This is a genomic window from Ectobacillus funiculus (genome assembly GCF_004138295.1).
GTDB lineage: Bacteria > Bacillota > Bacilli > Bacillales > Bacillaceae_G > Ectobacillus > Ectobacillus funiculus.
Genome location: NZ_SCFM01000020.1, coordinates 1 through 19,764 on the forward strand (window position 1 = coordinate 1; position 19,764 = coordinate 19,764).

The window sequence follows — 19,764 nt, forward strand, 5'->3', positions numbered from 1 at the left end:
TTGTAGACAAAAGAATCATTGCTTTTATCTAAATAATCGTATTGAGCAGTAATCGTTGTGTAGGAAGGAACCTTATAACGAATAAAACCACCTTCAAATCCAATCCCTTCCAAATGTTCATACAAACCAGCTATATATACATTGTAAACCTTTCTCTCACACCCAAATGCTCGTTCTAGGCGTATCGCTTGTTCTTCAGTAGGAACAATAGAAAAACGAAAACCAGAAGTGATCCAACCATCTGGTAAAGATTTTTTTGTTCCTTTTATATGAGTTCCATCTTCCCTAGTTGCCATGTTCAACACCACCTTCCATGTATTGGTAATACTATTATAACGAATGTGTGTTCTGTTTTCAATAACCAACTACAAAGAAGAGAAAGAAATAGGCTTACGCCTACTGAAAATTCATCCCCCACCTACTCATTTGAGCTACGCCCTTCGCATTCCTTGAGGAAGGGGACTTCTTTTCAGAAAATCTGTTAAATCCTCTTCATGCGGATTTTCTACAAGCGCGTATACTTTGTAGCGGATATACGACAGGCATCGAAAGATTACACCTGCTTCGCTATCTGCTAGGCGTTTAAGTAGCTTTGTCACTGTGCCCTTATAGACTTTCGTAAAATTCCCCTCGCCTTCACCCTTAGAGCTGCAAGGGATACAGCAGTTTTTTGCATGTCTTGACTTCTGTTATCTGTGTTCCTTTCGTTCTTCTACGCAGGAAATAACATGTCTTTTTAAATTGACGCTTGTACTAGCGGGCAAGCCTGACACTTGCCTAACGGCTTCGTGTATTTACATTCCCTACATTTAATCGCTAATACTCGGCGCAGCAAATAGTAATGATCTATGAGCCGATGTGAATAGATCAAGGCAGCACTCCTTATAATATAGGCGCTTTCTCTCTTTTCTTATGGCGCTATGCGGTGCGCTTTTTTACATAAATCTTACGAAATCTTTACATTTAGATGCTAAAATTAGTTAACAGATTAAAAATATCGGGAGGGCTTTGTTTGAAATGTGGAGATATTGTTATTTACAACGCAAAATGGTATCGGATTCTTTTCGTCTATCGTAACGGTTTGGCGGAAATAGAAGATATGAGCCGCAGGTTTACTGTCGAGCTTGTGTCGCTTTCATCCCTTGAGCCATTAATGGGTACGTCCTGAGTAAAAAAACATTGCTAGTGATTTAAAGGTAATAATGTAGCCCCGACTGCCCTTGCTTGGGGATCACAACTTTTAACGATCCAATAACGCTCATGTATCTAGCTACTTTTTATGATCGATCCTCATTCGCCGCTTGCTTCGTTTCATTCATGAGAAGAGAAAGAAGGATCGCTTCTCCATTTATTCTCTTCGCTAGCTTTGTAGCTTCTTCGTATTATCTTTCGATTACACTTCGTATTGATCCTCGCACAGATTCGTAGACCAAAAGAAAGAAGAGTGTGCTTAACTCCCGTATTCTTTACGACCCTACATGCTGTCGCTAGCTACTGCTGTATAACGCTAGATTCCCGTAGTTCTTTCTGCATACCGCTAGCAAACGCTAGAAAGATATACTCCCCTGTTCCGTTGTACATGCGTTATTGTCAAGCGAATACTAACTCCTGCTATCAATCCTCAACAACCCACAGCGTATGCTTATGTAAGCTTGTATACCGCTGCTTTATATCTGATCGCAAGTAATATTGTTTCAAAATATTCAAATTACTATTTATAATGGAAATATGTACATAACTTAGAAACTTGCATTAGGGGGAAGTGCTTATGACCATTATGAAAAATAAAACATTTTGGACAATATTTTGGATTTGTATTGGGGTCGTAATCATTGGAAGCTTTTACGGGATAGCGACTTCATTCAATAGCAAGGACACGGTGGCAAAAGCAACAACACAAGAAGGAGCATATGAAGACTCTCCGACTCAAACAAAGTCAACACCATCGATCGAGGCGGATATGCCGACGGGCTTTGTTTCTTCGAATCATAGTTCGTTGAATGACTTGACGGGTTGGGGTGCTATTGATTCGCCCAATTGGAAAGCCGTTCATGAAAGAGCAAAAGATATTGTTTTGGAACTAAATCAAATAAATTACAACGGGGACGCCGACTTGGTAGCGGATTTCAAAGACATTCGGGAATTGGCAGAAAATCTTAAAGCCAATGAAAACAAAGGCGACCTTCGGAAACTTCACCGATACTTCCACGACCTTGACGTTGTAATGAATAACGGCGACGGTGACGGCTATTTTTACGGAATAACTGAATGGGGCGACCAGAATAAATAAAGGACGGAAAAATCCGTTCCTTTTTGTTTTGATTTCATGAAAAGAAACGGCTTTTGTCCTTGCTTATAGTTCGTCTAACAGATTTTGCTGCAAGAGTACCCCTGCTTCAATTTCCCTTCACATGATTGAGGAAGGGATGTTCTTCCCTATTTTTTGATAAAACTTCACTCTAGGAGGCTTTTCCTATACGCTTCAGGGTCCCTCCCCGCTTCTTGTAATAGTACCTTCCGTCTTCCTGATCCTTAAAAACGGATATACCAAACCATTTTAGCGGAGTCCACACAGGTTTCAAGTACATGGTTGGCACTTTGATCACCCTTTCGTTCTTCTTTATCCAAAACTGTAATTCTATACTAACTACCTTCTGTGAACACGGTGTGTCTTTCCTGTAAATTTCTTTCAAAACTAGCTGATTGGTGAAGACAGAGATGTAGTTGCCCTTACACTGCTTCAGATTACGTTGAGTAGCCTTCTAGCTAGAAATTTATACTTTCTTACAGTGTAAAAGAAAAAGAGCCCGATAATTAATCGGACTCCTCTTCTTTTTAAGCTATGATACCCTGAGGCCTTTTCCCCCTCTTTGCCTGCCATAAGAATATAATTGAGAGAAGCACGCAGGCTGCAGTCGAATCCAATACCACATCGTGCACAGCTGCACCACGGCCTGGAACAAAGGATTGATGCCATTCATCTGAAGCTGCATACACAGTTACAAAAAGCCATGACAGGATGTAGCGATTTCTCTTAAAACGAAGTGTGTTCCAGGTTAAGCAAGCTAACATCCCAAATAACACAACATGTGCTGATTTTCTCATAATCTGATTAAGAGAATCTGTTGTTAGATAGAACTTCGTATCATTAGTATCTTTATGAGGTGCATGATACGAAGTCTGAACAGTCTCTTGAACTACATCTTTAGTATTCTGACTAGTAAATGATGGCGTAGCAGTAAACAAATAAATCGCCATACACCACAGAATGGTCATTAGCAGCCAAAACCTATTAACCATATAGATTCCCTCCTCTTTACCTTTAAGTTTCATAGCCTAGGCAGAGAAGTGTAGTAAATTGTTAAGTGATCACTTCCACTAAGACTGTACTCTGTTCAGCTTTAGAACGCCTTCACCGATTGGCGAGCTCTGCCCTTGAACGAAGACAGAAGCATAGTTGCACTTATACTTTATTCCTAAAGTTTCTCGCTACGTCGAATTGTCTACCTGCTAGAAATTTATACTTGCTGAAAGTGTGAAAAAAGCGCCCATCCCATATTTAGTCACCGATGGCTTGGACCTTTTTATGATAATAACTGATCTTATTTTGAATGTTCTTCCTCAAATTGTCATCCAAACACCCTTGTAGGATCAACTCGTTGTGAGCAAGGAGAACTCCGTAATAAATCTTCTTCCATTTCTTGAAATACTTCACGTTATCATCCCCCTAACTTAATGGTAGCATATTGTTTTCTATATAAGGAGGAGACCTTTCAAAAAAAGATTTACAGTTCCTTAACCTTTGTTACAAACCTATATCAGTGTCTTTTGACATCAAAACTCCCTCCGCACGCTGATATTTCAGTTAACGAACCAGAAATATTCTAGCATCCTGGGAGAGCGCATAATAAAGCCTCTCTGTCGCTAAGTTACAGAGAGGCTTTATGGATCACCAAAACCATCTATTAAAAGGCGGGATACTTTGAGGGAATTTAAACACATTAAATGGATCATATTCAGTTTTCACTTCTCGAAGTCTATGAAAATTTTCTCCATAGTACGCTGTTGGCCAATCTCTAATGCACTGATCTGGCCAATTCACGTAATCACCCGTTGTATATGGCGACAAAGCATCCCTTAATGCTTCTATCCAGCGGGCATTTTGCCGTTCCTCTGAAGGTTCGTTCCATGTAGCGAAGTATTGCTGGGCGATAATGGCATCTCGGTAATAGAAAGCTGTTTCATTTGGAGCGATCCGGCCTGCCACTCCTCCAAGAGATTGGTGCCAAATGCCAGACTTTTCATTTGGAGCGTTTGCTAAAAAGTCCTTCATTGTTAAGATCGCTTTCATTGGAAAAGGTTTATTCACAAAAGAGCCTGATCGCTTGCGGGGGGCTGGTATGTTTCCACTCGAATCCTCAAAGAATCGCACAGCTTCAATGTATGGGACTTCTCTTATCAATATACTTGTTGGCGAACCGGTTGTCGTTAATGGCCATAGAAGCTGTTCTAATCTTGATGACGTTCCAACAAATTCACCTTGAGCGATAATTTGGTTTGCTTCCTTTGATTTTAGTTCAATTTCTGAAGTAAGGAGTGCTTCCGTTTCAGGTGCCCAATGCTGCCATGCATCAAAGGCAGCTTCGAAATCCTCCCACTCCCATGTAATGGAGAAGATGGATACCGTCGAGATAGGATGAATCCTGAATGTAAAGGATGTAACAACGCCAAAGTTTCCGCCTCCGCCTCCGCGGCAAGCCCAAAATAGATCACTATTGAGATGTTTGTTGGCTTTAATCAGCTTAGCATCTCTATCTCCACACGCTCTTACCATTTCAATTTCAAGCAGATTGTCACAAGTCAGTCCAAACAATCGAGTTAACATACCGATTCCCCCGCCGAGCGTAAGGCCTGCAAGCCCAACGCTGCTTTCGGTTCCTGCAGGGATAGTCGTCCCGTATTCCCATAATGTATGATATACCTGCCCCAAATTAGCGCCAGCTTCTATTTTGGCAGTCATTGTTTCAAGATCGACTTTGATTTTGTACATTTCACTGATATCAATTACAAGACCATCATTTACTAAGGAAAAATTTTCATAGCTATGCCGGCCGCTCCTTACCCGAAATGGGACATGATTTTCCCTTGCCCATTTCAATGCATTTAATACATCCTCGATCTCCTGACAAAATACAATGATCCTTGGGAACTTTGGGCTGCTTAAGTCATTATTGATTCTTGCCAGCTCATATTCACGATCGTCAGGTGTAACGATTCTCCCGGTAAGCTTTGTCCTTTCCAAAATATAACCCCTTTCTCAGACGATGTAGAGAAGATGTTATATACTATGAAAAACCTTTCGAAAAGACACATGCTGTATAAGGGAGAAATAAGGGATTCGAAATGTCCCGAAGGTTTTGCGGCAGAAGTAATATCCCATGTGTATTTATCATTTGTCGCATGGTTCACCATAACAGGACTAACAGCACAGTTTATCTCTCAGAACAATTCTTCAAACATTTCAGTTGTTACCACTGCTTTCTTGAACAGCAAGTAATGTAACTTTAGACAGTCCTACAATTCATCTTCACAAGGATTCTTTGCTTCTGCAAAATCAAGACTTTGAAACAGTAAGTTACATTGTAGCAGGTATTCAAAAATTAATAAGGTTTAGGCTGATAAAAATAGTTGGGCTTTATAATTTTATTATGATAGGGCTTATGAAAAATATGGGTTGTAGCTGGTGATAAGGGTGGGATGAGCCAAGTCCAATCACCTGAAACGGCCCTGTTATTTTCTATTTCTTTCTCTTCAAATTTTTTAAATTGCTGAGCTGCCGTGTGATGGTCTACTATACTAACACCATCTTCCTTAAAAGAATGCAAAACGGCTGCATTCAGTTCTAAGAGCGCTCTATCCTTCCACAAAGATGTATTAGTTTTCATATCTAATTCCATTAAATTCCCTATTTGAGGAAGCATATTGTATCGCAATTCATCTGCTAGGTTTCTTGCCCCTATCTCAGTGCCCATATACCAGCCATTGAAGGGAGCTGCCGGATAGGTAATGCCGCCAATTTCTAGAATCATATCCGAAATCATCGGTACTGCATACCATTTTAAGTTTAAATCTTCAAACCATGTATAATGAGGATGACGAATGGAAACCTCAAGCAGAAGTTTTTCTGGAATCTCGACTAATTTTGGAGGATTCTCATTTATTTGAATGACTAACGGTAAGACATCAAATTTTCCATACTTCGGTTCCCAACCTAAATTTATACATGTCTCGGTAAAAGCTAAGGAGTGAGGATCTCCTAAAACACCTTGTTCCGTTTGATAGCCTGCATAACGAACTAATTGGTGATTCCAGATACGCACCGTTTTATTAGGATTTTTCTGTGAAAAAATTGTTATTGTCGGTCGTATACGACCTTGATTAGTTGCATATTCGATGTGCTCAAATAAAGCTTCAACCATTTCCTCTTCTGAGTTTAAGTGCCTCTTATCAATAACATTTAAATGATCCCAAAATAACCTTCCGATACAACGGTTGCTATTACGCCAAGCTACTTTGGCACCATATTCTAGTTCTGCAGTTGTGTGTTCATAAAAGCCTTGGCTTAGTATTTGGTTATTAATTTCATTTAACCTAGCTTCTTGTTCCTGTTCCGTTTTATTTAATTCTTGATAGCAAGAACTAATAAATTCTTTTGCTTCCTGAAGTAAATCGTTAATCAAAATAAATCCCCCTATGATAGATTATGTACTAATATTATCTATCATAGAGGGATTGAATAAAATTAAACCCTATTTGTTGAAAATATGTTGATAAATTCATTCAACTCAAATTCTAAATTATCCAAGAAGCCTCTGCGAGAAGGCTTCTTTCTTTTATCTCCAGTCTGCAGCTTCCTCCGGTGTTAGCAGTTTATTGTAATGGCCATGACTATCTAAAAATGCTTTACAATCTGCATAATTCTCCATGCCTGTATCGAATGGACCGATCAGGAAAATGAGAGATCCGTCAGGGCCGCGTTTTACATCAAAATGATGCCCGGTTGTAAACAGATAATGATGCACTTCCCCAAGTGCAGCGCCAGCGAAGCCGCCTGTATAGATATAACGAATCTCTCCAGTTGGCTTGCCGCTAGTTCCGATAAACCATGCAAGGGTTTTATTTCCGACTAGCATATTTAGGTCTACATCTCCACTTACCCCAGCAAGCCTTCCCTTTGCAGTATATTGCCAAAGATCACAAGGCATGTCAGGCTTAAGTCCTGTAGGTTGTCCAATATCATTTGCAGCAAAACGAGGAATCCATAAAAAATCGGCTCTTACTCGATTCATTCCGTATTGTTGGTAAAAGGAATGACCTGTATATAATCCGACCTTCCAACCTGCGGCCTTGCAGGTATCAATGAAGGCTTGTGTAGCAGGGATAAGGTCTGCTGGATTCCTTGTTGTCATTTCTTCGACATCCGCTACTAAAAATTTTGCAGCTTTATCTGCACGAGATATAAAATCCTTCGCTTCTACAATCGCATCATTGATGCTCACGAAGCGGCAATATGCATAGTGTCCAAAAGGAATATTATATGTCTTGCAGCCAGCTACAAACTCCTTATATTTTGTATCAATTGTGGTAGATCCGTACTGTACGCGAATAATAGCAAGATCTAGCTCATCCTTTGCCTTGCTCCAATCGACTGAATTATGGTGTGAGAAATCAGCTATTTTTCCCATTATGCAGCATCTCCTCTCGTTGTTTCATGATCAGTCCATACTCCTAACATGATACCTAATATATATACAATATCCTGAAGCTGCCCAAGTTGTCTCTCAAACTCCGCATAACCAAGAGATTTCGCAATCATCCCAACCAACGCAAATAGCGCAACCCATATTTTCCAGTTGCGAAGACGTTTGAACATATTTTCTTTTGTAAGTTTCATGGCAGTCCCCCTGTTTTTATTAGCTGTACATTAACGAAAGAAATGTACTAGCTTGTCCTATACTATGCAAGACAAGGCTAATAAGTTACAGGATAACCGCCCAAGTTCTAGGATTAATAACCTTCCTTATTTGGCATAATTAAGTTATTCAAGTAAAGGGCAGGTAGATAGTAGATGCACTTTATATACACTATGTTATTTTTGGCTGCAGCAATAAAATGGGGGGATTGGCGGAACTGGAGAGCTTACTATCCAACAATCCTGTTCTTTATTGGCGGCGACCTCTTAAAGAATGCTCTCCTGTACACTCATCGTATGTGGGAGTATCAGGAAACCGTAATTGGAGAACACATTTTCTTTGGACATCTCGTCATTAACCTCATGGTTATGGCGATTGTATATCCATCTACAATCTTAATATATCTCGGGAAATACCCGCATATTTGGTGGAAGCAGCTGTTGTGGCAGGCTTTCTGGATCCTTCTTTATGCTACGATCGAATGTATCGATCTTCACTTTAACTTGCTACATCATTATCACGGATGGAATATGTGGTGGTCATTAGCATTTGATGCTGTAATGTTTTCCATGCTGCGGCTTCATCATAAAAACCCGCTTTTAGCCTGGGGCCTTTCAATGATTTGGATGATTGTTTTATGGAATGTCTTTGATGTACCTATGAAAACATTGAAATAGGGTGAACGAAATGGTCTTCCCAATTTTTATAGCCATAACCTTACTACTTTTGATTTCTTTTTGTGTTACTTCGAAACGAATGCATATATTTGAGATTTTTTTCCTTTGGATGATCTCTTGGTTAATTACTCACAGCATCGCTTGGATGGTTTTTGTCAATCTTAAATGGTTAAAGCTTTCAACGGATTTAGGAAACTTTTGGACCGAGACTCTTGGCCTGCTTATCCTTTATCCTTTACTCGTTATTTGGTTCTTTGATATTTCAATGCTTATTCAGCATAAAGTAAAAAAGTACGCTCTCCTTTTATTAGCCATACTTATAATAGCTTCAGTTGAATTTTGTTTTATTTTGTTAGATACCATTATTGAAAAAAATTGGAATTTTTCTTATTCACTTATCAAGTGGTCTTTTATCGTATCTATGTCATACCTTTTATGGCAGTGGTATCGAAAAACATTATGTAAAGAGGGGCTCATTTAATCCATGTTTATTTTTCCAAAACACTTCGATGAAAATGAATGGTTTATAATCATTATCCTCCTTTTGAGTAGTATTTTATTTAAATTACCTAAAAGATTCCCTGCATCGATGACTATTCTTATCCTATTATTAAGTGTAGCAATCCCTAAGGTTCTTGATCACAGCATCGCTGCTATCTCGCCTTATGACTTTTATCGTTTAAATGATTCGGAGAAATATGAAGTATTTGATTTACTGTTAGATGGAGTTTATCTTCCTTTTGGTTATTTATGCGTCTACCTTTATGATATTCTTCTTCCAAGAGGCGTTCAAATTGTCTTTTATATTCTAGTTTGGGCTATATTTGCGGTGTTTTTTGAATACATCAATATAAAATTAGGTTTATTTACCTACCATGGCTGGAAACTGATTTACTCATTCCCGACGTATATAACGGTTATCTCGCTATTCCTCTCCTTTTATGAATGTATCGATTACTGCTATAAGAAGACTAAGAAAACTATCGAGGCTTAATGTTGTTGTTTACAGCAGCTTGTTTTTCCATCCCTTTCTAAACCAAAAGAGGACACTGAAACAAAAAGCAACTATCCTTTCTGAATCAACGCCCTCATGCTTTCGCTTTTGGCCTATATTAACATGTAAATCTTTCTTGAGAAATAGCTGGTAATGATGTCTTAAGCACCAGCTAACGCATTGAGAATGACTGCTACTCGCGCGTCCTTTAACTCGTAGTAAATCTCCAAGCCTTTACGCGTTCCTGATACGACATTAACAGCCTTTAATTTTGCTAGATGCTGGCTAATTGTACTTTGAGGCATGCCAAATTCTTCATAAAGAGAAGTTACATTTAATGGTCCTTTTTCAATCATAACTTTTATAAGTGCAAGGCGGGTAGGATGAGCTACTACTTTTAACATCTCTGCACTATCCCTAAATTCTTCAATGTTCATCTCGTTACCTCACTTCCCTTTTCATACCTTTCTATCATGATACAACAATATCAAAAAATAATTAAGCGTGTAAATGTTTCCAAACATTTTTTCTAAATATAGAGAAGATTCACTAATTGTCTTCGCCCTGCTCCCCGGACGAAGACAGAGGTGTAGATGCCCTCTAAAACAATAATCTATGAAAGAATAAGAAAAGGCCGCTCTAAAAGGCGGCTTCGCTTAGTTCACTTTAAGTATAACTTTTTGGGACATTTTCTAGCCCCCCGGTTTGCCTCAGTCTCCAGAATAATCTTCGACACAAAAGGAAAAAAGCGACTTTTGTGTCGAAGAACACACAGAAAGCTTCCATGAATGGGCTTCGTCCGGACCGTGCCCGCCTTTCTTATCGCCAGTCTGCAGCTTCTTCAGGCGACAGAAGTTTGTTGTAGTGTCCTTTTGAATCTAAGAAATTTTTGCAGTCCTTAAAATTCTGTTGCGACGTATCAAACGGACCGATTAAGAAGATAATGGAACCGTCTTCCCCGCGCTTGCAATCGAAGCCATCCCCTGTACGGAACAAGTAATCATGCACTTCTACAAGTGCATTTCCAGCGTATCCCCCAGTATAAATATATACGATTTGAGTTTTCTTTTTCAATCCGAAAAATGCTGCTACTCCCTCCGCGTGAGCACGGGCTGCCCCGATAAGGAAATTCAAATCATTAAACTTTGTTATCTCTACATTATCCATAAATAAGTTTTCTGTCAAAACAGCAATCATGTTTGTTTCACGAAGAACAGCATAGTTAGCGGACTTCTTGCCTCGGTCTACAATGCCCTGTTGACGGTAAAATCCCATTACATGATCGTGTACTGTATTTTGAAAAGCAATTGTACGTGAATCGGATGCACCGCTATAACGGTAAGACTCAAATCCTTTCCCGCCGCCGCTATTACAGTGAATGGAAATAAAGGCATCCGCTCCCCATGCGTTCGCGCGACTTGCACGGTCTGATAAGGATACAAACGTATCATCCATGCGTGTCATAGCTGTTTGCACGTTTTCGTATTCTTTCACTAAAATTTGATTCATTTGGCGCGCGATTTCTAGCACAATATTCTTTTCCTGCAATCCATTTCCTACCGCTCCGCTATCTTGTCCTCCATGACCTGCATCGATATAAATCTTAACTATTGACACCATCTCCTATTCTCTTGTTTTACCAGCAATATGAAAAAAGCTCATAGACTGGCTTGTCTTATACTATGTAAAAGACAGCTAACGCGTGATAGGACAGATGGCCAAGTTTTCCAAACTACCAGCATTCATCTCATTTTAATGCGCCGGAAGCATGATAGAGTGTGTAGGATTGCGCTACACTAAAAGAGGACACCGAAGCCGAGAGCAAATATGCTCCCTGAATCAGTGCCCTACGCTTTCAAGCCTGAATTCTATTCATTTCCCGCAGCAAAATTACAGAGCTTTTGTTTCCTTGTCTTCCTAAAATTTCCGACTGCATCGAATCATTTCTAGCTGGAAGTTTATCCTTTTCGATAGTGTAAGCACCTTATACCAATTTCTGTACTAAGAAATTCGCATCCTGAACTGCCCACTGTTGTGCAAACTGATTTTCTAGCTTCCAATAACTGATACCACGAAGACCATATTGTCTAACTGTATCAAATTTAGCTTGTATGCTGCGTGCATCCTCAAACCATACCTCATGTTGCTGCCCTGTTTCGTCAGTATATTGAAAGTAGGGAGATTGATAGGTTTCATGGTAATAGATGGTGACGCCGTACTTTGCGGCCAAGCGAATTGCTTCTTGATGACTAACTACCTTCGCCTGTGTTCCCTTCACCCACGGAATTTTCCAGTCTCTTCCGTATAGAGGGACCCCCATGAGGATTTTATTACGCGGAATGACTGTAATCGCAAAATTTAATATCCGTTGTACCTCGTTAATTGGAGCGATTGCTAATGGCGGCCCGCCAGCCCAGCCCCATTCATAAGTCATAAGGGTCACAAAGTCTAAGATATTCCCTTGAGAAGCATAGTTCTGTGCTTCGTACAGTAATCCCGTTTGCTGATCACTAAGTTTGGGCGGCATTGCTGCAGAAAGGAAGAGCCCTGCTCTGTGTAGTTCAGTTGCCATTTTTTTTAAGAAATCCTCATAGTTTTTACGATCTTCTGGATATACATTTTCAAAATCAAAGCTTAAACCCTTGTAGCCTTTAGCCTTTATTGTTTTAACTATATTTGTAATGAGCGTTTTTTGTAAGTTGGGCTTACGAAGGATCGTTGCTGCAAGATCAGAGCTGAATTTTCCACCTGTAAGATTTGCGAGGACAAGAAGAGGTGCTACATGTTGGGCTTTGGAAGCTGCTAAAATAGACGTATCTTTTATTGTGACAATAGTTCCGTTATCTGTAAAAGCATACGTAAATGGGGAAATATACGTAAGATACCGTCCTACATTTTTGATGTCTTTTCCTGTTTGATCACTAATACTAGTAGTATAAGCATTCACCTCAATCTTTGTCTGGATCCTTTTGGGAATAAGCAAGGTTTGCCCTATATAAATCGGCGAATAAATCGTAAGGCTGTTTGTTTGTAAAATAGCTTGCACCGTGACCCCGTATCGCTGGGCGATTGCTGGAAGGGTATCACCCACTTTAATAGTATATTGTATTAAACCAGGCGTAGGAATGACCAGTGATTGACCGACCACTAAACTCCCAGAGCTTCCTAGTTGATTTACCGCGAGTATTTGTTTTATATCAACATTGTAATATTTTGAAAGTGCCCATAAGGTATCTCCCTTTTGTACTACATGTATTTGCACGGACGCTCCTCCTGACATTTTGCTTTTATATACTTTATGATATCCGTAATATAGATATTTTGAATTCCTGCTAAATTCTTGCTTGCATCATTCCCATTATCCTTTTCTCTGTTAACATGAAAGCTGCCTAGGTTTATGGGAAATTCATAACGAAAAACTCACCGATTGGCAAGCTCTGCCCTCTGGGCGAAGACAGAGACGCAGCTGCACTTACACTGTATTCCTAAAATGCAAGAAAAAGCCCTGCAAGATGCATTCCTTGCAGGGCTGAACAATTAGTTTTCTTCTATTTCTTTACGGTTTTTCTTGAATAGCTTAGATAATACTTCATAAACGATAGGTACAATAATTAATGTTAATAACGTCGAACTTGTTAAACCACCAATTACTGTAATACCAAGACCTTTCGAGATTAAACCGCCACCGCCTGAGCCCGCTGCTAATGGGATTAACGCGCCAACCGTTGCGATTGCTGTCATTAGAATTGGACGTAGACGCGTTGCGCCAGCTTCGAGAATTGCTTCACGCATGCTCATTCCGTCACGCTCCATATGAATAATGCGGTCTACAAGGACAATGGCATTTGTTACAACAATACCAATTAACATTAATAGACCCATCATGACGGAGACAGAGATTGTTTCACGACCGATTAATAAGCCGACAAATGAACCAATAACCGCAAATGGTAACGAGAACAGGATCGCAAACGGAGCGACACCTTCACGGAATGTGACAACAAGGATAAAGTACACGATTGCCACAGCGGCAGCCATAGCTATACCAAGCTGTGTAAATGTTTCCTTCATGTCTGCCGTTACACCGGCAACATCAACTGTAACACCTTTAGGCAAGTCTAATTTATCGATTGCTTTATCTATCTTCGGTGTGACCTTTGAAACATCATTACCAATGATTGTTCCTGAAACAGTTGCGTAGTATTCACCTTTACTGCGTGCAAGTGTATTTAACGTTGTACCTTTTTCAACCTTCACAAGCTCCGAAAGCGGCATTGTTGCACCAGTTGCTGTCGGTACCTGTGTTGCTAACATATCATCAATTGATTTTGGCTGTGCAGATTGGTCCTGCTGTACAATGACATTTAATGTGTCGCCGTCTTTCTTAACCGTTGTTAACACATCTTGTGTTTTTGCAGGGCTTAACATCGCGGCGATTTGTCCCGTTGTTAAACCATACTTCAGCAATTCAGCTTGTGCTACTTTGAATGTATACTCAACGTAGGCATCTTCTACGCTAGAGGAAACATCTTTTAAACCTTTAACCTTCTTCATTTCTTTTTCTACCGTTTTTACAGATTGATTCAGTTTATCTAAATCTTCACTGTAAAATGTGTACTTAACCTCATTTGAAGAAGCGGACGTAGAAGAGAAGTTTTGGCTCTTCCATTCACCTGTTTGTCCTATGTTTTTTACATACTTTTCAATTTTATCACGAACTTCTGGGAAGTTTTTCATGTCAGGGTCAAAGATGAGATACATCAATGCACCGCCGCCTGCTCCGCCACCCATCATGGCCGCCGTCGAATCGCCATTTTTCGTTACGGATAATTGAACGATATCAATATCATCACGTTTTAGCATCTTTTCTTCGACCACTTTAATATTAGCTAATGTATCCTCCGGCAGCTCACCTGCTTTTGGTGTGTACGTTAAGTACATCACTTTTTCTTCTTCGCTTCCCATAAAGCTAAAACCGATTAATGGTGTTAATGCCAAACTGCCGACTAATAAAACAACAGCAAGCAATGAAGTAATGATTTTATGGTTAAGTGCCTTCTCTAGGACCCCTTTATACCAATTAGATAATGCACCAGCCTCTTTATGGCTGTTTGCTGCTTTTTCGCCGTATAACTTCTTCTTAAATAAGAAGTGAGACAATGCAGGAACAATCGTAATCGCAACAATTAACGAAGCTCCAAGTGCAAACGTCATTGTTAACGCGAATGGTGTGAATAGCTCACCGACCATACCGCCAACGAACATAAGCGGTGCGAATACGGCCACCGTTACTAATGTTGATGAGAGAATCGGCTTGAACATTTCAATTGTCGCTTCGCGTACAAGTGCTCGTCCTGTTAATTTCTCTTCTTTTAAATGCAAACGTCGGTAAATATTTTCAACTACTACGATAGAGTCATCAATTACACGACCAATGGCAACTGTAACCGCCCCGAGCGTCATAATATTTAGCGTAATATTCATCCAGTTTAACAACATAAATGCCATGAAAATGGAAACTGGAATAGAGATAATGGAAATAATTGTTGATTTAAGATCGCGTAAGAATAGCAGAATAATTAATACAGCGATTAAACCGCCAAATACTGCTTTTTCCACCATCGTTGAAACGGATTTTTCAATTGGTGCACCTTGATCAAGTGTTACATCGATAACAAGATCATCATATTTTGCCTTTTCTTCTTTAACGAGCTTCTTCACTTTGTTTACAACATCAACAGTGTTAGCCTGCTGAGCTTTGACAATTTGAATCGCAATGGCTTCTTTACCATTTGTACGTGAAACCGATTCCACTTTACCAACCACATCAATTGTAGCGATGTCACTTAGCTTCACAAATGGTGATGGATTTGCTGCTGATGGTGTTACAGGAATAAGCATATTCTTTAATTCATCAGCCGTCATGAACTTACCATCGATAGCTACAGCTTGTTCACCTTCTTTAAATTTGTAAAGCCCTAACGAAACAGAGAGGTCACTCGCTTGAATCATTTGCTTTACTTTATCCTCGGTTAAGCCAAGCTCAGCCATTTTGGCTTTGTTATAAGTAAGATCCACTTCCTCAACATGCTGACCTGTCATAGTCGCAGACGCAACACCATCGATTTTCTCGATTTTTGGAAGTAAGCTTTCCTCTACGGTTGACGTTAATTCAACAATATCCTCTTTTGAACTGCTTACACTTAAGGCAACAACCGGCATCATGTTCATGCTAACTGCTGTAGTTTTCGGCTTTTGTGCTCCTTCTGGCAATTCCACGGCATCTAACGCAGATTGCAATGCGCGTTTTGCTTCATCCATATCTACGCCGTATTCATATTCCACTTGAATACTTGCCATGTTAGAATAGGAATTTGAGTTAACTGATTTTACGTGTTCAAGATTCTCTGCTGCTTTCTCTAAGGGGATGGACACATCTTCCATTACCTTCCTAGGAGTTGCTCCTGGATAGACATCCGTCACAATTAAGTAAGGGATTGAAATATCCGGAATTGTTTCCATCTTCATGCGTGTACCTGAATAAATACCAGATACAGTGATAATGATTGTAAGTAACCAAACAGCTAGTTTATTCCTTAAGACAAAATTAACTAAGCCTTTCACTGCTACACCTACCTTTAATTAACTTATCTAGATCACTCATTTATAGTAATGACTAATCAGTCATTTGTCAACAATATAACCTGGGAGCGAGAAGATGATTAAAAAACAATTAATTATGGAAAAGGCGCTAGAGCTTTTTGCAAAACAAGGCTTCGAAGCCACATCCGTTCAACAAATAACTGAGTATTGCGGTATTTCTAAAGGTGCTTTTTATTTATCTTTTAAGTCAAAGGATGAATTGATTTTAGCCCTAATCGATCATTTCATGATCCAACTCACATCTGATATTGACTACGTGGTCAGAGATGCGAGTGATGATCAAAAACTTTTATATGAGTTCTATTACACAGCATTTAATTCTTTTTATAAACATTCTGATTTCGCGAAAATTCTCATTAAAGAGCAAGCACAATCATTTAACCAAGAACTCATCTTCAAATTTCATTACTACGACAGATTGATTGAAAAAAATATCTTAGCGATGATTGAACGTTTATATAGTAAAGAGGCCGATCAGACAAAATATGATATTATGTATTGTATTAAAGGCTTCATGAGTATTTATTCCCATCTATTTTTATTCTATAACGTACCATTGGATTTGGAGCTATTGGCTCGATCGCTTGTGGAAAAAACAAATGTACTGGCAAGACATACAACGATACCATTCATTTCACAAGAGCTGCTCCAAATGTGTAAGCAACCGATGAATGAAGAGGTAACAAAGGAGCAAATTCTTGAAATTATGGAGCAAAAAATAGCAGAAATCGAAGAGGGTATTGAAAAAGAATCGGTAATCCTGCTCAAGCAACAGCTGCTTGAACCGAGCTTTGGACCTGCAATCGTGAAAGGGTTACTAGAAAATATTCGCAATCACCCCCATTGTAAATGGATTGCTTATTTACTTCGTAACCATTATGAATTGTAAGGAGCACTCTGCACATAGGTTGAGGTAGAATAAAGAAAACTCGCCGACTGGCAAGCCCTGCTCTTGGGCGAAGACAGAGGCGTAGTTGCCCTTATACTGTAGTGCTAAAATTTCCGACTACGCCGAATTCACTTCTAGCTGGAAATTTATACTTTCTTACAGTGTCAAAAAGCCCTTCCGTTTGAGGAAAGGGCTTCATTTCTTTATTTCGTTTACCGCATGCTATGGTTCTTTGGTTCTACGATAAATTTGCTTTGCTCTGCATGGCCTTAAGAGCAACTTCTTCATCCTTGAATACCTTTACTCTCAAATTCTTCAAGAGCTTTTGCTTATCAAAAAGCAGTGCTGGAAAGAATGGCTTTGTATAAGGTACTGCCATTAGCTCCCTAGCGGCGCACCAGTAAACCATTCGAGTGGTTTGTCTCCAATAAGTAAATTTAAGTCCACATTCCCGTTTACACCAGCGAGCCTTCCTTTTTCTGTATATTGCCATACATCGCATGCCATATCTGGCTTAGCCCCTGTAGGTTGTCCAATATCAATTGAGGAGTAACGAGGAATCCATAAAAAGTCAGCTATTACTTGGCTCATACCATACTTTTTATAAAAGAAATGTCCTGTATATAAGCCGACCTTCCAGCCGGCAGCCTTGCAAGTGTCAATGAATGCTTGCGTAGCAGGGATAAGATCTGTTGGATTTTTTACTCTCACTTCCTCTACATCTGCTACTAAGAACTTAGCGGCCTTATCTGCACGAGCTATAAAATCCTTCGCCTCTACCACTGCATCATTTACACTCACAAAGCGGCAATATGCATAATGCCCAAATGGTATATTGTAGCTTTTGCATCCAGCTACGAATTGTTTATATTTTGTATCAATGAAAGAAGAGCCATATTGCACACGAATAATAGCAAGATCTAGCTCGTCCTTTGCTTTGCTCCAATCAATCGAATTGTGATGTGAAAAATCAGCTATTTTTCCCATCAAGTATCCTCTCCCTGCACTGTTTCATGGTCAGTCCATAAACCCAGTATAACACCTACCGTATAGATAACCTCCTGAATTTGCCCAAGCTGCCCCTCAAAATCCGCATAGCCAAGGGACTTTGCAATCATCCCAATTAACGCAAATAGCGCAACCCATGCTTTCCAGTTGCGAAGACGTTTCAAAATATTTTCTTTTGTAAGTTTCATAGTGATCCTCCTATTTTGATTAGCGGCACGTTTGTGATATTAAAAAACGTACTAGCTTTGTTCTATATACTATGTCGCATAGGACTAGTGAGAGATAGGACAATCACCTAAGTTTACGATCCTCTTTTTATTTGAGCATGAGCATGTTATTTGTTAATTTCCTATTGAGCGGACGGAGCATATAGTGAATATAAACATATAATTTATAGATAGATACAGAAAGTTGGACAAAGGGGAGAACAAATATGGATTTCTTCTTGGTAGCTATTCTTTATTGGGTCTTGATTGGAGCTTCATTATTTTTACTGTTTTGGGGTGTATGGAAAAAATCGTGGAAGGCATTATTAGCGAGCGGCATTGCGCTTTTATTGCCAGCCCTATCTGTGTATTTCGGAAGTGCAGAGGGGTGGTTTAGATTGGCGGCACTTCCTCCTGTAATTATTTTTATACTTGCTTATTACACAAAAATAACATCAGGCACTGAATAAATATATTTCTAAAATGTCTGCTAACGCCAAAACAGCTGTTACAATACGGCTGTTTTTCTTTTAATACTTGCACCTAAATTGGTTAAAAGTTCCTTTAATAGTTATACTCAACTAAAAAAATTGGGAAGTATAAATATAATCGATAATTTAGAAGTTAGGGGGAGCTATGATGGGGATTACATTGAACTACCCCACCTACTCGCTAACGCTCCTTGAGGTGGGGAATTCTGTATCTTCTTCCTAGGAAGCGAAATACAGAGCCGTTCAACAGGCTTCTCATGGGGCATCCGCTTCGTTTTCCTTCTAAGGAGAAATAGAGACAGGATGAAGCGCATATACCGCACCGGGAGCTGTTTGATGCACCCGATACCCCATTCTCTTATGCAATTTCGGTTTTCCATCCACAATCGATTGCTTCATGTTTCGCAATGCCGTCAGCTTGCTGCGTTCGTTTTTTAATTTCTTTTGAATCGATTGCACGACACTGTCTACCTGTTTGACATACAACGCTTGTAGTTCCTTTTGCGATGTACGAAGGGCATTTACTTGTTGGACTGCACTATTCGCATAATAGTCGTCCATTTGAAATTGTTCCTTAATCGCAAGATGAAGACTGCCTTCATACGGTTTGCTCCCTGTGCGTAGATGTTTTGTCTGCCAAGCATAAGCCGTGCGCATGGCTCTGTTATAGAGACGGAGAGAATGAAAGAGTTCCTGATTCAAATCGTGAGGGATCGTGTGTTTATAGATTCGATTGGAAAAATAACACTTCTTCATTCCCTCCTCCTCCCTTCTGGTTCATTTTGGTAATTATATATCACCAAAGGAACGTACGTTTGTCTAGTAGAGTTTTCCTATTCAAACATGCTAGGCGATTCGCCTAG

Annotated in this window: 19 protein-coding genes; 6 read left to right on the forward strand and 13 right to left on the reverse strand. The window is 39.6% G+C overall.

The annotated features are described in order from the left end of the window. On the reverse strand, positions 1-296 hold a 296-nt coding region (locus EP737_RS14655; RefSeq protein ID WP_165350810.1), incomplete at its 3' end, for a helix-turn-helix domain-containing protein. Positions 297-1,012: 716 nt separating this feature from the next. Here EP737_RS14655 and EP737_RS25650 point away from each other — a divergent pair. Then, positions 1,013-1,168: a hypothetical protein gene (locus EP737_RS25650; protein ID WP_165350811.1), complete on the forward strand. Its 156-nt coding sequence runs from the start codon at positions 1,013-1,015 to the stop codon at positions 1,166-1,168. Positions 1,169-1,768: 600 nt separating this feature from the next. Continuing rightward, positions 1,769-2,290, forward strand: coding sequence for a hypothetical protein (locus tag EP737_RS14660; protein ID WP_129728722.1), 522 nt, complete (start codon positions 1,769-1,771; stop codon positions 2,288-2,290). A gap of 545 nt (positions 2,291-2,835) precedes the next feature. On the opposite strand, the gene EP737_RS14665 is transcribed toward EP737_RS14660, so the two are convergent. The 5 genes from EP737_RS14665 to EP737_RS14685 all read right to left on the reverse strand — a co-directional run bounded on the left by EP737_RS14665 (position 2,836) and on the right by EP737_RS14685 (position 7,954). After that, positions 2,836-3,300 carry a VanZ family protein gene (locus tag EP737_RS14665; protein ID WP_129728723.1) on the reverse strand — a complete coding sequence of 155 codons (465 nt, stop codon included), beginning with the start codon at positions 3,298-3,300 and terminating at the stop codon, positions 2,836-2,838. A gap of 649 nt (positions 3,301-3,949) precedes the next feature. Then, on the reverse strand, positions 3,950-5,302 hold the full coding sequence (locus tag EP737_RS14670) for an FAD-binding oxidoreductase (protein ID WP_129728724.1): 1,353 nt from the start codon (positions 5,300-5,302) through the stop codon (positions 3,950-3,952). A 358-nt stretch (positions 5,303-5,660) separates the two neighbouring features. Then, positions 5,661-6,740, reverse strand: a complete 1,080-nt coding sequence (locus EP737_RS14675) for a nitric oxide synthase oxygenase (RefSeq protein WP_129728725.1) — start codon at positions 6,738-6,740, stop codon at positions 5,661-5,663. 153 nt (positions 6,741-6,893) lie between these two features. Continuing rightward, on the reverse strand, positions 6,894-7,745 hold the full coding sequence (locus EP737_RS14680; RefSeq protein ID WP_129728726.1) for a GH25 family lysozyme: 852 nt from the start codon (positions 7,743-7,745) through the stop codon (positions 6,894-6,896). After that, on the reverse strand, positions 7,745-7,954 hold the full coding sequence (locus EP737_RS14685; RefSeq protein ID WP_129728727.1) for a hypothetical protein: 210 nt from the start codon (positions 7,952-7,954) through the stop codon (positions 7,745-7,747). The genes EP737_RS14680 and EP737_RS14685 overlap by 1 nt, the downstream gene beginning before the upstream one ends. Before the next feature lie 174 nt (positions 7,955-8,128). Here EP737_RS14685 and EP737_RS14690 point away from each other — a divergent pair, with 174 nt between their 5' ends. Further along, the gene (locus EP737_RS14690) at positions 8,129-8,650 is read left to right on the forward strand and encodes a CBO0543 family protein (RefSeq protein WP_129728728.1); all 522 of its coding nucleotides are present in this window, start codon (positions 8,129-8,131) and stop codon (positions 8,648-8,650) included. Between the two features lie 589 nt (positions 8,651-9,239). Next, on the forward strand, positions 9,240-9,644 hold the full coding sequence (locus EP737_RS14695; protein ID WP_129728729.1) for a hypothetical protein: 405 nt from the start codon (positions 9,240-9,242) through the stop codon (positions 9,642-9,644). 161 nt (positions 9,645-9,805) lie between these two features. Here the strand turns inward: EP737_RS14695 and EP737_RS14700 are convergent, their stop codons facing one another. From EP737_RS14700 to EP737_RS14715, 4 genes are all read right to left on the reverse strand, one after another. Continuing rightward, complete coding sequence (locus EP737_RS14700) at positions 9,806-10,081, reverse strand: ArsR/SmtB family transcription factor (protein ID WP_129728730.1); 276 nt, start codon at positions 10,079-10,081, stop codon at positions 9,806-9,808. A gap of 382 nt (positions 10,082-10,463) precedes the next feature. After that, positions 10,464-11,264, reverse strand: a complete 801-nt coding sequence (locus tag EP737_RS14705) for an N-acetylmuramoyl-L-alanine amidase family protein (protein WP_129728731.1) — start codon at positions 11,262-11,264, stop codon at positions 10,464-10,466. A gap of 364 nt (positions 11,265-11,628) precedes the next feature. Further along, the gene (locus EP737_RS14710) at positions 11,629-12,906 is read right to left on the reverse strand and encodes a glycoside hydrolase family 18 protein (protein ID WP_129728732.1); all 1,278 of its coding nucleotides are present in this window, start codon (positions 12,904-12,906) and stop codon (positions 11,629-11,631) included. Between the two features lie 275 nt (positions 12,907-13,181). Beyond that, complete coding sequence (locus EP737_RS14715) at positions 13,182-16,268, reverse strand: efflux RND transporter permease subunit (protein WP_129728733.1); 3,087 nt, start codon at positions 16,266-16,268, stop codon at positions 13,182-13,184. Positions 16,269-16,362: 94 nt separating this feature from the next. Here EP737_RS14715 and EP737_RS14720 point away from each other — a divergent pair, with 94 nt between their 5' ends. Beyond that, positions 16,363-17,196: a TetR/AcrR family transcriptional regulator gene (locus tag EP737_RS14720; RefSeq protein ID WP_129728734.1), complete on the forward strand. Its 834-nt coding sequence runs from the start codon at positions 16,363-16,365 to the stop codon at positions 17,194-17,196. Positions 17,197-17,574: 378 nt separating this feature from the next. Here EP737_RS14720 and EP737_RS14725 read toward each other — a convergent pair whose 3' ends face one another. Together EP737_RS14725 and EP737_RS14730 are read right to left on the reverse strand one after the other, a co-directional pair. Next, on the reverse strand, positions 17,575-18,183 hold the full coding sequence (locus EP737_RS14725) for a GH25 family lysozyme (protein ID WP_129728735.1): 609 nt from the start codon (positions 18,181-18,183) through the stop codon (positions 17,575-17,577). Then, entirely contained in the window at positions 18,183-18,392 is a 210-nt protein-coding gene (locus tag EP737_RS14730; protein ID WP_129728736.1) for a hypothetical protein, read from the reverse strand. Before EP737_RS14730 ends, EP737_RS14725 begins: the two co-directional genes overlap by 1 nt. Positions 18,393-18,637: 245 nt before the next feature. On the opposite strand from EP737_RS14730, the gene EP737_RS14735 reads away from it, so the two are divergent. Continuing rightward, a complete protein-coding gene (locus tag EP737_RS14735) occupies positions 18,638-18,880 on the forward strand; it encodes a hypothetical protein (protein ID WP_129728737.1) in 243 nt (80 codons plus the stop codon). Positions 18,881-19,183: 303 nt separating this feature from the next. Here the strand turns inward: EP737_RS14735 and EP737_RS14740 are convergent, their stop codons facing one another. Beyond that, positions 19,184-19,657, reverse strand: a complete 474-nt coding sequence (locus tag EP737_RS14740) for a hypothetical protein (RefSeq protein ID WP_129728738.1) — start codon at positions 19,655-19,657, stop codon at positions 19,184-19,186. Positions 19,658-19,764: the final 107 nt, after the last annotated feature.